This window comes from Terrabacter sp. Ter38 (genome assembly GCF_024519435.1).
Classification (GTDB): domain Bacteria; phylum Actinomycetota; class Actinomycetes; order Actinomycetales; family Dermatophilaceae; genus Terrabacter.
The window spans coordinates 128,478-141,740 of record NZ_JALJRZ010000002.1 but is presented as its reverse complement, the minus strand read 5'-3'; the positions used below and the strand labels follow the sequence as shown (position 1 = coordinate 141,740).

9 protein-coding genes are annotated in these 13,263 nt (G+C 70.1%); 7 read left to right on the top strand and 2 right to left on the bottom strand.

Annotated elements, in window-relative coordinates; genetic code table 11:
* The first annotated feature begins 29 nt into the window (after positions 1–29).
* The 3 genes from NR112_RS05525 (at position 30) to NR112_RS05515 (ending at position 4,891) form a co-directional block, all read left to right on the top strand.
* Positions 30–1,394 (top strand): FAD-dependent monooxygenase, encoded by a 1,365-nt coding sequence (locus tag NR112_RS05525; RefSeq protein WP_256792988.1) that lies wholly within the window; start codon positions 30–32, stop codon positions 1,392–1,394.
* Positions 1,395–1,457: 63 nt separating this feature from the next.
* Positions 1,458–3,794, top strand: a complete 2,337-nt coding sequence (locus NR112_RS05520; RefSeq protein ID WP_256792987.1) for a TIM-barrel domain-containing protein — start codon at positions 1,458–1,460, stop codon at positions 3,792–3,794.
* A gap of 128 nt (positions 3,795–3,922) precedes the next feature.
* A complete protein-coding gene (locus tag NR112_RS05515) occupies positions 3,923–4,891 on the top strand; it encodes a cation diffusion facilitator family transporter (protein WP_256792986.1) in 969 nt (322 codons plus the stop codon).
* 126 nt (positions 4,892–5,017) lie between these two features.
* On the opposite strand, the gene NR112_RS05510 is transcribed toward NR112_RS05515, so the two are convergent.
* A complete protein-coding gene (locus NR112_RS05510) occupies positions 5,018–6,580 on the bottom strand; it encodes an HNH endonuclease signature motif containing protein (protein ID WP_256792985.1) in 1,563 nt (520 codons plus the stop codon).
* Positions 6,581–7,004: 424 nt separating this feature from the next.
* Here NR112_RS05510 and NR112_RS05505 point away from each other — a divergent pair, with 424 nt between their 5' ends.
* A complete protein-coding gene (locus NR112_RS05505) occupies positions 7,005–8,723 on the top strand; it encodes a sialidase family protein (RefSeq protein ID WP_256792984.1) in 1,719 nt (572 codons plus the stop codon).
* A 76-nt stretch (positions 8,724–8,799) separates the two neighbouring features.
* Here the strand turns inward: NR112_RS05505 and NR112_RS05500 are convergent, their stop codons facing one another.
* On the bottom strand, positions 8,800–9,843 hold the full coding sequence (locus NR112_RS05500; RefSeq protein WP_256792983.1) for a LacI family DNA-binding transcriptional regulator: 1,044 nt from the start codon (positions 9,841–9,843) through the stop codon (positions 8,800–8,802).
* Between the two features lie 233 nt (positions 9,844–10,076).
* On the opposite strand from NR112_RS05500, the gene NR112_RS05495 reads away from it, so the two are divergent.
* Genes NR112_RS05495 through NR112_RS05485 form a run of 3 tightly spaced genes read left to right on the top strand, consistent with a single transcriptional unit; the run spans position 10,077 to position 13,261 of the window.
* The gene (locus tag NR112_RS05495; protein WP_256792982.1) at positions 10,077–11,372 is read left to right on the top strand and encodes a sugar ABC transporter substrate-binding protein; all 1,296 of its coding nucleotides are present in this window, start codon (positions 10,077–10,079) and stop codon (positions 11,370–11,372) included.
* Positions 11,373–11,381: 9 nt separating this feature from the next.
* The gene (locus NR112_RS05490) at positions 11,382–12,320 is read left to right on the top strand and encodes a carbohydrate ABC transporter permease (protein WP_056823898.1); all 939 of its coding nucleotides are present in this window, start codon (positions 11,382–11,384) and stop codon (positions 12,318–12,320) included.
* Entirely contained in the window at positions 12,317–13,261 is a 945-nt protein-coding gene (locus NR112_RS05485; protein WP_256792981.1) for a carbohydrate ABC transporter permease, read from the top strand. Before NR112_RS05490 ends, NR112_RS05485 begins: the two co-directional genes overlap by 4 nt.
* The last annotated feature ends 2 nt before the right edge of the window (positions 13,262–13,263 follow it).

Genomic DNA, 13,263 nt, shown 5'->3' with positions numbered 1-13,263 from the left:
TCGGGTTCGTCGGCGAGGTGAGGTGAGCTGTGGCAGCCAGTCGCTCGGGTCAGGTCGTCGTCGTGGGCGGCAGCATGGCCGGACTGCTCGCGGCGCGGGCACTCGCCGACCACGCCGAGTCGGTCGTCGTGCTCGAGCGCGAGCACCTGCCCGAGACGGTCGCCCCCCGCGGTCGCGTGCCGCAGGGCCGACACCTGCACCTCCTCCTGTCGGCGGGCCTCGACCTGCTCCGCGACTGGTTCCCCGGCATCGAGGACGAGCTCGAGGGCCACGGGGCCGTACGCGTCGACGGCACCGGCGCGTGGGTGCACCAGGGTGGCGCCTACCGTGCCCGCGGCGACTGGGGCCGACCCGCCATCTCGCAGACCCGCCCCCTGCTCGAGCACGTCGTGCGCGCACGGGTCAGGGCGCTGCCCGGGGTCACCGTCGAGGACGGTGTGACCGTCGAGGGCGTCGTCCGGTCCGGGCGTCGCGTGACGGGTGTCGTCGTGGACGGGCAGGCACGGCCGGCTGACCTCGTCGTCGACTGCTCCGGGCGCAGCTCGCGCCTCGCGCACGACCTCGCGGCGTCGCACGTGCTCGAACCACCCGTGACCCGCGTGGGGATCGACATCGGCTACGCGTCCTTCACGATGCGGCGGTCGCCGCACGACTTCGAGGGTCACTTCGTCGTGTGCATCGAGAACCCGGGCTCGTTCCGGGCCGGTGCCGTGCTGCCCGTCGAGGGGGACCGCTGGCAGGTGACGCTCGCCGGCGTCCACGGTGACGCCCCGCCGGCGGACGACGAGGGCATCGCGGCATTCGCGGCGAGCCTCCCGTCCCCGGCGGTCGGCCAGCTCATGGCCCGCTGCGAACGGCTCTCGGAGGTCTCGACCTACCGCTTCCCGGCGAGCCAGCGACGGCACTACGAGAAGGTCCGCGACCTGCTCCCGGGGCTCGTCATGCTCGGCGACGCGTCGAGCAGCTTCGACCCGATCTACGGGCAGGGCATGACGTCATCGGCACTTCAGGCAGCGGCGCTCGGCGAGGTCGCGTCGCAGGTGGGCGTCCGTTCGGAGGATCTGCCGAAACGTTTCCACCGCAAGGCTGCTCGCATCATCGAGTCCCCGTGGCGGATCGCGGTCGGCGGCGACTTCGGCCACCCCGCGACTGAAGGGCCGCGCCCGTTCGGCACCGCCGAGGTCAACGGCTACCTCCAGCGCGTCATCCGCGCCTCGCACGTGTCGGTGCCCGTCGCGCGGGCCTTCAACCGGGTGCTCCAGCTCGACGACCCGCCGACGTCGCTCGTCCACCCGGCGCTCGTCCTGAGGGTGCTGCGCGAGTCCCGCCGCTCGCCCGTCGCGACCGGCGCGGCGATCCGCCACCCCCGCATCGGGCCGGCCCAGGTCGGTTGAGTGCAGGTGGGCTGAGTCCGGGCGCGCGCCACGCGGTCACCTCTTCTTTGACAGGGTGGACGCATGAGGACCGACCACTTCATCCGATTCGAGCACGTCGACTCCGTCGAGGAGACGCCCCGCGGGCTGCTCGCCCGGCTGCACGGGGAGCAGCTGCGCGTCGACGCGGTGCGCTCCGACGTGGTGCGCATCCAGCTGAGTCGCGGCGGCGTCTTCGACGACAAGCCCACGTATGCCGTGTGCATCGACCCGCTCGCTGCTCCGGATGGCGAGGGTGACGTCACGTGGCGGGCCGAGCAGGTGGAGGACGCGTGGAGGCTCGTCACCGACGACCTCGTCGTGACCCTGTGGCTCGACCCGTTCCGGGTCGACGTGCACCGCACGGACGGGTCGGTCGTCATCGAGTCGACGCCGGACCCGGAGGGCCGCTACTGGGCCTACGCCACGCTCAACGACGCGTGGACGACGCGTCGCCGGATCGGTCGCGACGACGCGATCTACGGCCTCGGCGAGAAGGGCGGCCACCACAACCGTCGCGGCCGCGACTTCACGATGTGGAACACCGACGTCCTCAACGAGCACGCGACCGCGGAGTTCCGGGCGGGGCTCGACGCGGCCGATCCGCGGGCCGACATGACGAGCGCCGAGTTCGACCCGTACTACGTCACGATCCCGTTCTTCTACCAGCGCGAGGCCGCCACCGGTGCCGCTCTGGGCTCGTTCGTCGACAACGGCTACCGCGGTGAGTACGAGTTCAGCCACGACGACGAGTACCGCGTCACCTTCCACGGCGGCCAGTGGACGGAGTACGTCTTCGCCGGGCCGTCGATGGCCAGCATCCTCGAGCGCTACACATGGCTCACCGGCCGTGCGTCACTGCCTCCGATCTGGGCGCTCGGCTACCACCACTGCCGCTGGCACGCGTACAAGCAGAAGGACGTCGAGGTCATCGCCAAGCGCTACCGCGACGACGAGTTCCCTTGCGACGCCATCTGGCTCGACATCGACTACATGGACGGCTACCGCGTCTTCACGTGGGACGCGGAGCGCTACCCCGACCCCGCCGGCATGCTCAAGGGTCTGGCCAACCAAGGCTTCCGCACCATCTCGATCGTCGACCCGGGCGTCAAGCACGACCCTGGCTACGCGGTGTACGACGACGGGCTCGAGCAGGGCGTCTTCTGCCGCACCGAGGGCGGCGACACCTACATCGGCCAGGTCTGGCCGGGCAACACCGTCTTTCCGGACTTCGCGACGCCGGAGGCGCGCTCGTGGTGGGGCGCGCTCAACGCCAAGCACGTCGAGTCGGGGCTGGCGGGCATCTGGAACGACATGAACGAGCCCGCGACGGGCGAGATCGCCCCGCAGGCAATGCTCTTCGACCAGGGGCGCGCCACGCACGAGCGCTTCCACAACCAGTACGCCCTGCTCATGGCCATGGGCACCATCGAGGGACTGCGTGCCGCCCGGCCGGAGGCGCGGACCTTCATCCTGTCGCGCGCCGGCTTCGCCGGCATCCAGCGCTACGCCGCGAACTGGATGGGCGACAACCAGGCCCGGTGGGACCACCTATGGGTCAGCATGCCGATGGCATGCGGCTTCGGCCTCTCGGGCCAGCCCTTCGTCGGCGCCGACATCGGCGGCTTCCAGGGCGACACGAACCCGGAGCTGTTCCTGCGCTGGATGCAGATGGGCGTGCTGACTCCCTTCTGCCGCAACCACTCCGAGACGAACAACATCGACCAGTACCCGTGGTCGTTCGGCCCCGAGATCCACGACCTCGCCCGCGAGGCCGTCCGGCTGCGCTACCGGCTCCTGCCCTACATCTACTCGGCGTTCGTCCGGGCGACAGAGACGGGCGAGCCGGTGCAGCGTCCGCTCGTCCTCGACCACCAGTACGACCCGAACGTCGTCGACCTCGACGACGAGTACCTCTTCGGCCGCGACCTGCTCGTCGCGCCGGTGACGGAGCAGGGGCAGACCTCGCGCACCGTCTACCTCCCCGAGGGTGACTGGTACGACTGGCACACCGGCGAGCTGCACCCCGGCGGCCAGCGGATCACCGTCGAGACGCCGTTCGAGCGCATCCCGCTCTTCGCCCGGGCTGGCGCCGCGATCCCGATGTGGGCCGAGGCGCCGATGTCGACCGACGGCTACCGCCCCGATTCGGTCGAGCTCCACGTCTTTGACCCGGTTGTCGACGGCCGCTGGGAGTCGGTGCTCGTCGAGGACGACGGGCTGACCGTCGCAGGTGGTGACGATGCGGGTGTCACCGCGCGCCTCACGACGACCGTCGTCGTCGAACGGGCTGCGGGCGAGGTGACCGTCGCCCACGAGACCGCCGGACGGGGGTATGCCGGTCACGCGCGCACCCGCTTCGACGTCGTGCGCCACAGCTGAGGCGAGCGGGCCCGTGCCGTTCGGCCGGGAGTGCGGCGAACGGCATACGACCCCATCGGGTATGCCGTCGGGGCAGTCCGCTCGAGCGCCCCTTGAGCGGGTGACCCCCGAACGGAAGACTGACGAACATGGCTGACACGGCGGAGCGCGAGCAGGGCCAGAAGAGCGAGAGTCTGCTCACCGTCATCATCGCGCTGGCGATGAACGCCTTGATCGCCGTGGCGAAGTCGATCGTCGCGATCATCACCGGGTCGGCGTCGATGGTTGCCGAGGCCGCTCACTCGTGGGCCGACGCGGGCAACGAGATCTTCCTGCTCGTCGCCGAGCGGCGCGCGGGGCAGAAGCGCGACACGACCCACCCCTTCGGCTACGGGCGCGAGGCGTACGTGTGGTCGATGTTCGCGGCGTTCGGGCTCTTCGGCGCCGGCGCGGTCGTGTCGGTCTGGCACGGCATCTCGGTCCTCGGCCACGAGGAGCCGGAGACGTCGTACACGTGGGCGTATGCCGTGCTCGCCATCGCCTTCGTGCTCGAGAGCGTCTCGTTCGTCCAGGCGACGCGGCAGACGCGGTCCGAGGCTCGGGCCCTCGGCCTCCGGCCGCTGAAGTTCATCGCCAACACCTCGAACCCGACGCTGCGGGCGGTCTTCGCGGAGGATGCCGCGGCGCTCATCGGGCTCGTCATCGCGGGGCTCGGGATCTTCCTGCACCAGGTCACGGGCAACGCGGTCTGGGACGCGCTCGGCTCGATCCTCGTCGGCCTGCTGCTCGGCGTCGTCGCGATCTTCCTCATCAGCCGCAACCGTGACTACCTCGTCGGGCAGGCCGTGCGACCGGAGCTGTGGGAGCGGGCCTTCGACGCCCTGCACGACAGCCCGGAGGTCGAACGGATCACCTTCCTGCACCTCGAGTTCGTCGGCCCGGGTCGCGTCTTCCTCGTCGCCGCCGTCGACCTCACGGGCAACGACACGGAGTCCCAGGTGGCCGACCGGCTCGCGGCTCTCGGTCACGAGGTCGAGAAGCACGACCTCGTGGAGCTCGCGATGATCACGCTGTCGCGGACGGACGCGCCGAGCCTCGAACGGCCGACCGTCTCCTGACGGTCTCTGCCGTCACCGGTGGGGCCGCTCAGAGGGCGCCCTCGAGGATCTGTCCGGGGCCGCCCGGAATCGACCAGGGCGTGGCGATGACCCCGCCCGGGATGGGCGGGGTGTGGGGCGTGGTCGTCAGGTGTGCCAGGTGACGCCGGTGGCGGTGACCGTCGCCGTGAGGTCGCGGTCGTGGACCTCGGTGTGGTGCTTCGGGCAGAGCAGGGCCCCGTTGTCGACGGAGGTGGCGCCGCCGTGTCGCCAGTGCACGACGTGGTGCGCGTCGCACCACGTCGCCGGCACCGTGCACCCGTCGACGCTGCAGCCCTGGTCGCGGGCGATGAGCGCGAGGCGTTGACCTCGGGTGAAGAGGCGTTGGCTGCGGCCGACGTCGAGTGGCTCGCCCTCGCGACCGAGCACCATGGGGATGATCTCGGCGTCGCAGGCCATCCGGCGCACGACTCCCGGCGAGAGAACCTCGCCGGTGAGCGTCGTGCCGGTGCCGCGGACGTCGTCGAGGAGGGTCACGAGGTCGATGAGCACGACGACCTTGGCCTTGTCGGTGGTGGGGACCCCTTCTGCCGAGGCGACTCCGCGTTGCACCATCGTCAGCAGGGCGTCCATCCGCCGTCGCGCGGGAGTGCGGTCGTCGGGCGTGACCGTGCGGCCGTGCTCGTCCTTCTCGGGGCAGGGGATCGAGAGCGGGTCGATCGCAGCCTTGAGCACGGCTGCGCCCTCGGGGTCGAGCACGCCGCGCAGGCCCACCATGCCGGTGGCGTTCGGCGCCGTGAACCACAGGCCGCGGGCCTCGCGGCGGCCGCGGTCGAGCCGGTCCTCGTCGCGGGGTGGTCGGACCTGCTCGGTGTGGTGCCGGACCAGACGGGCGAGCTCCTCGGGGCGGAGCCGCGGCGCCTGCTCGGTGAGGTCGGACAGCGCTGTCGTCAGGTCGTCGGGGTCGGCGACCGGGGCCGTGCGCGTGTCGAACTCGACGATCTGGGCGGCGTTGCCGACGGTGACCTGCTGGGTGGCCACGAGCAGCCGCAGCCGCGCCCACCGGGCCTCGGCCAGGGCGGTGCCGACCGTGACGAACGCCTTGGCCTGCCCGGCAGTCAGGCTCGGGTCGAGGCTGCGGAGCCAGTCGGTGCGCGACAGCCCGTCCGGTGCGTCGATGCCGCGTGACACGAGCTCGGAGACGATGGTGACGAGCGTGACCTCGTGGGTGCGCCGCTGGCGTGCGACCCGCTCGGCCGCGGCGGTCAGCTCGGCCTCGGCATGGCGGGTCAGTCCCAGCCCCGCCGCGGCCTCGACGACGATGGTCTCGTCGACGGTTGCCGAGGCTTCGGCGCGAGCCGAGGTCGACTCGACCCACGCCGGGTCGTCGACCATCTGCTCGTAGCCGGCGGCGTCGAGCCACGACGGGTGCCGCAGGTCCAGCTGCTCGAGCGAGCCTGCCTCGGCGTGCGTCAGGCCCGACCACGGGCCCGCCATGCGGGGCTCCGGACGAGCCGCAGGCGCCACGGGCCGCGTCTGCCTGCCCGCCCGATCCGGCCGAGCGTCGGGCCCGGGCCGCGCAGATGCGACCCTCCCGGCGAAGCGCTCCCAGAACCGGCCCTCGGCGACGCCGCCCGTGGCGCGCTGTCGCGCCTCGAGATCGGTGAGCCGGCTCCTCAGGAGCTCGAGCATCGTGGGTTCGCTTGCCATGTAACGAGTTTAGACGGGACCACCGACAGTGCTCCGGGTCCCGGAGTCAGCCCACCGTCAGGCCGCCGCCCGCCCGGAGACGGCCCCCGAGGGAGCCGGAGCGAACCCCGAGCGAGCCCCGCGAGCCCCGCGCGAGCCCCGAGAAGGGCGGCACGGGACGCCCTGAGCCGTCACTGACGCCCAGACTCAACCACAGCCCTCACCCAGCCATCATCCAGTCCACGGTCGGTCGACAGTCAGCCCTTGCCCAGCGGGCACCCAGCCCCGACGCGTCCCGCGCGGAGCCGCCGCCCGCAGGCACACGGCATACGCAATCGTCTGTGTCTCAACGAAACTCGCGTTCGGCCACGACGGAGGTCGGCCGGGAGTACCTTCCGAAGGTCGGGGGATCGTCACTGTCCGCGAGTCCTTGAAGAGGTGCACCATGGGGAACACCCGTCGGCGGAGGGTGGCCGTGCTGGCCAGCCTCGGTCTCGTCTCCTTCGCCTTCACGGCAGTGCCGGCCATCGGGCCGGCCAGTGCGGCGCCGCCGGGACATGCCCATGCCTCCCCGCACCTCAAGCACGCCCAGCCGCTCCGGGTCAACGCGCTCCTGGACGGCCAGGACGAGGACAACGGGGCGCCCGAGCCGTCGCTCTCGGCGCTCTGCCAGAGCTACCTCGGTGCCCCGAATCCCTATGGCAACCCGGCGCCCAACGTCGATGCGATCGTCGGCGACAGCACGGTGCTCGTGGGCTCGCAGGCCGGCTGCGCGGCCGCCCAGAACGAGACCACCGTCGCGGTCAACCCAGCCAACCCACGCAACCTCGTGGCTGGCTCGAACGACTACCGGGTCTTCAACAGCCGAGAGAACCGCAACGACTCCTCCGGCTTCGCCTACACCTCCATGGACGGGGGTGCCACGTGGACCAACGTGGTGCTGCCCCACCTGACCTTCCAGACCGGCGCGACCGGTGCGCTGTCCGACATGGACTCGGCGGGTGACCCGGCGATCGCCTTCGGGCCGCACAACACGGTCTACTACGCCAACATCGCCTTCAGCCGGCTCAACGACGGCAGCGCGATCACCGTCAACGTCTCGCACGACGGTGGCCTGACGTGGGGCGAGCCGTCGATCGTCGCGCTCGACGGCGCGGACGCGAGCGGCAACCCCGTGCCGACCGACATCTTCAACGACAAGGAGTGGGTCGGGGTCGACCAGACCAGTGGCACCGCGTACGTGTCGTGGACTCGCTTCGGGCCCAACGGATCACCGATCGTCGTGTCGACGTCGGTCAACGGCGGGGCCACGTGGAGCGCGCGCACCTCGGTGACGCCGGCCTTCGTGCCGGGAGGCGCGGGCGGCATCACGCCCTTCGACCAGGGCTCGTTCCCGCTCGTGGGCTCCGACGGGGCCCTCTACATCGCCTACGAGGGGGCGGTCTGTCAGAGCCTCGCGTGCGACCAGGCCACCGACCACGACGCCGTCATCGTCGCGAAGTCGACGAACCGCGGCGCGACGTTCTCGAGCCGCGAGGTCTCGGCTGACTACGACTTCCCGTTCAACGACGACCTGCAGAACGCGGCCCTGACCGGCGAGAACTTCCGGATCAACAGCTACCCGTCGATGGCCATCGACCGGACGAGCGACCGCCTCTACGTCACCTGGGCCGACGACCGGAACGGCAGCTACGACGCCAACGGCCGGTCGACCAAGACCAACGGTGACGTCTTCGTCGCGACCTCGGGCAACGGGGTGCAGTGGCAGGCGCCGGTGCGGCTCGGGTCGTCGGCGGACGAGGTCTTCCCTGCCGTCGCCGCCCACAACGGGCGCGTGGCCATCTCGAGCTACACACGCTCCTACGACCCGAACGGTGTCGGTCTCGACGTCGTCATGAACGGCGCCACGGGGGTCGGCAACATCAAGAAGTCGCCGACGACGCGGGTGACGACGGCGACGAGCAACCCGCAGGTGCAGTTCGTGACCGTCGGAGCCGTGACGGGCCGTGAGCTCCAGGGCGCCTTCATCGGTGACTACACGAGCATCGCGATGGGCAGCGACCTCATCGCCCACCCGGTGTGGACCGACTTCCGCGGCAACCCGACACTCGCCGGGTCGACGCCCAACCAGGAGGTCTACAGCTCGTCGCTGCGGGTGCGCTGAGGGGCGGACCGCAGCTCTCGGAGGATGGCGTATGCCGGTGGGCCGGGTCCGTCCCGGCCCACCGGTTCGCGTGCACTCAGGATGACGAGCGGTCGAGCGGGCGGATCGAGCCGCGCACCTGGACGGGCATCTCGACGAGGTGCTCCCCACCCGGCTCGTCGGGGCCGAGGACGAGCTCCATCGCCTTCCGGCCCATCTCCTCGTAGGGCAGCCTCGCGGTCGTCAGCGCGGGCCGCAGGTAGGAGGCGATCTCGTCGTCGTCGAAGGAGGCGATCGAAACGTCGTCCGGGACGCGTAGCCCGTGCTCGCCCAGGGCCTGGTGGGCGCCGAATGCGACCCGGTCGTTGAGACAGAGCAGCGCGGTGACCGGGGCGCCCGACTCGAGCACCTGCTTCGTCCCGGCGTAGCCGTTCCACGGCTCCCAGGAGCCGACGTCGACGACGGCGACGGGTGTCGCGCCCGCCTCGGCCAGCGCCTCGTCGATACCGGCGAAGCGCGCGCCGATCGTCACCGAGGAGCGTCTGTCGGCGGGGGCGCTCGGGGCGCTGCCGATGATGCCGATGCCTTCGCCGTGGCCGTGCTCGAGGAGCAGGCGCATCATGGCCCGACCGGCCTCGTGCTCGGCGGGCAGCACGGACGCGTAGGTGCCGTCGCCGGCGTTGCTCGCGCAGTTGGCGGTGACGACGCGCATCGACTCGGGCAGCGGTGGCAGGTCGAGGAGACGGGCGGCCATCGAACCGAACACGATGCCGTCGACCTGGCGGTCGATCATGAACTCGAGCGCCTTGGCGAGCTGCTTGGGGTGGTTGCCGGTCTCGGCGATGAGGACGCCCTGGTCGCGCTCGTCGGCGACGTCGAGCAGGCCTCGGATCATGGCGGACGCGAAGCGGGTGATCGTCACCTCGTCGGAGATGAAGCCGATGGTGCCGGTCGTGCCGAGGCGCAGGGAGCGGGCGGCGGGGTTGGGCCGGTAGTTCAGCTCGCGTGCCGCCTCGTGGATGCGGGCGACCGCGTCGGCGGATAGGCGTGAGCCCGGGCGGTCGTTGAGCACGAGGCTGACCGCCGTCTTGGACATCCCGGCCAGGGCGGCGACGTCGGCAAGCGTCGGTCGCTTGGTCACCTGCCACCCCCGTCGGTTCGTCGCATTCGGCGCGGCACCGCCGGATCGCGTATGCCGGGTGCCCCCCTCCCGGGGCGCCCGCGGACAGCGTACCCCACGGTAAGGGCGCCGGCACGGCATACCTGCTGGTGAAAAGGTTTTAGCAACCTCTTGTGGAAGGTTGGACAGAGCCGCTACCTTCGGGGCTGAAAGGTTTTAGCACTGACGCTGACCTTCCCACCACGGAGGAACCGATGAAGCTCACCCCCACCACCAAGCGCGTCGCCGTCGGCCTGCTCGCCGCGGCGCTGCCCCTCTCCATGGCCGCCTGCACCAAGGGCGGCAGCTCCAGCTCCGGCGGCGCCGGGGGCGAGCTGACGATGTGGACGCACAACGCCGGCAACAAGGCCGAGCTCGCGGCCATCACGGCGATCGTCAACGACTACAACAAGAGCCAGTCCAAGTACAAGGTCAAGATCCAGGCCTTCCCGCAGGACAGCTACAACCAGTCCGTCGTCGCGGCGGCGGCCTCCAAGAAGCTGCCCTGCATCCTCGACATCGACGGCCCCAACGTGCCGAACTGGGCGTGGGCCGGCTACCTCGCGCCGCTCGACGGGCTCGACGCCACGCTCTCGAAGTACCTGCCGACGGTGCTCGGCAAGTGGGACAACAAGACGTACTCCTACGGCTACTACGACGTCGCGCTCGTCATGGTCACGCGCAAGACGATCCTCGACAAGTACGGCATCCGCGTCCCGACCGCCGACTCCCCGTGGACGAAGGACGAGTTCGACGCGGCGCTGAAGAAGATCAAGGCGTCCGGCGACTTCCAGAACCCGCTCGACATCGCGACGAGCTTCACCGGCGAGTGGTGGCCCTACGCGTACTCCCCGATGCTCCAGAGCTTCGGCGGCGACCTCATCAACCGCGACGGCTACAAGACGGCCGAGGGCTCCCTCAACGGGCCGAAGGCCGTCGAGTGGGCGACGTGGTTCCGGAGCCTCGTCACCGACGGGCTGGTCCCGCTCAAGTCCGGCGCCGACCCGGCCAAGGACTTCATCAACGGCAAGACCGGGATCCTCTACAACGGCACGTGGACGGCGGTCGACACCCGCAAGGCCTTCGGCAAGGACACCCTCTTCCTCCCGCCGCCGGACCTCGGCACCGGCCCGAAGATCGGTGGCGGCTCGTGGCAGTGGGGCATCTCGCAGAACTGCTCCGACCAGGCCGGCGCGCTCGACTACATGAAGTTCGCGGCGCAGGACAAGTACGTCGCGAGCGTGGCCCGGGACACGAACAACATCCCGGCGACGGACGCGGCCGCCGCGCAGGTCAAGGGCTACGAGAAGGGCGGGGAGAACGAGATCTTCCTCGACTACGCGAAGAAGTTCGCCCTGTTGCGTCCCGTGACGCCCGGCTACCCCTTCATCGCGACGGAGTTCACGAAGACCGCGCAGGACATCCTCAACGGCGCCGACCCCAAGCAGGCGCTCGACCAGGCGGTCAAGAACATCGACGCCAACCAGAAGTCCAACGGCTACTTCCAGTGAGTGACTGACATGTCCACCATCACTGCTGCCGAGAACGCGTCGGCGACCACGCTTCGGGAGCGCAAGCCGGCCAAGGGCTCTCGCTCATCGACCACGACGGCACTGCTCATGCTGCTGCCGGCGGCGGTCCTGCTCATCACCTTCCTGCTCATCCCGATCGGGCTGACGTTCGGGCTGGCGTTCACGAACGCCCGGCTCATCTCGCCCCGGCCGGCCGAGTTCATCGGCACCGACAACTTCGTCCGCCTCTTCCAGGACGAGACGTTCTGGAAGTCGCTGCGCAACACGATCGTCTTCGCCGTGGTCATCGTGCCGCTGCAGTCGGCGTGCGCGCTCGGGCTGGCGCTGCTCGTCAACGTCAAGATGCGCGGGGTCAACTTCTTCCGGACCGTCTACTTCCTGCCGGTCGTCACCTCGATGGTCGTCGTGTCGATGCTGTGGCTGTTCATGTACCAGAAGAACGGCCTCATCAACGAGGTGCTGCTCAAGTTCGGGATCGTCGGGCCGGACTGGCTCGGCGACCCGAAGACGGCGCTGCTCGCCATCATCCTCATGTCGGCGTGGCAGGCGATGGGCTTCCACATGGTCATCTGGCTCTCCGGGCTGCAGACCATCCCCGCCGACCTCTACGAGGCGGCCGACCTCGACGGGGCCGACAGGTGGCAGAAGTTCCGCTACGTCACGTGGCCGGGGCTGCGCGCGACCCGCACGTTCATCCTCATCACGATCACGATCTCGGCGTTCGCGCTCTTCACCCAGGTCAACATCATGACCCAGGGCGGACCGCTCGACTCGACGTCGACCCTCGTGCTCATGGCGGTGCGCACCGGCTTCCAGCAGCAGCAGACCGGCTACGCCTCGGCGATCTCGCTCGCCTTCTTCGTGCTCGTGCTCGCCGTCACGCTGCTCAACCGCTACGTCACCCGAGACAAGGACGTCGTCCGATGAGCGCCACCGTCACCACCGGCCCCGAGGGCCTGGCCCACGTCGCCGAGACCGCCGTCCCCGAGCAGCACCGTGGCGGCGACCGGCCGCACCCGGCCCGGCACGCCCTCGGCCTCCTGCTGCGGATCGTGCTGTGCCTCGTCTTCGGTCTGCCCCTCGTCTTCATGGTCGTGTCGAGCTTCAAGCCCGACCTGCAGATCTTCGACGACCTCGGCAGCTTCAAGGCCTTCCTGCCGACCGGGGACATCTCGACGGCGAACTACACCGGCGTCTTCGGGAGAGTGCCCTTCGCGCAGTTCATGATGAACTCGGTCGTCATCACGGTCGTCACCGTGGTGCTCGGGATCGTCGTCAACTCGATGGCGGCCTTCGCCCTGTCGCGCATCGGCTTCCGCGGCGCGGGAGGGGTGCTCGGGATCATCCTCGCGACGCTCATCGTGCCCTTCGAGACGCTGGCGCTGCCGCTGCTGTGGTGGTCGAACCAGCTGCCCTTCCTCGGGCCGGACGGCATCTCGCAGGGCTGGCTCGACACCTACCAGGTGCAGATCATCCCGTTCATCGCCAACGCCTTCTCGATCTTCCTCTTCTACCAGTACTTCGACAGCATCCCGAAGGAGCTCGACGAGGCGGCGAAGGTCGACGGCGCGGGGTGGTTCCGCATCTACCGGAGCATCGTCATGCCGCTGTCGGGGCCGGCGATCGCCACGGTCGCGATCCTCACCTTCCTGCCGATGTGGAACCAGTACCTCTGGCCGCTCATGGCGGTGCAGACCGAGGAGCTGCGGCCGGTCATGGTCGGCATCGACTACTTCAAGCAGCTCAACACCTCGTGGGGTCAGATCATGGCGTACGCCACGATGATCACCGCGCCGGTGCTCGTGTTGTTCGTGGCCTTCCAGCGCTCCTTCATCAACTCCATCGCCAGCTCCGGCGTGAAAGGCTGAAT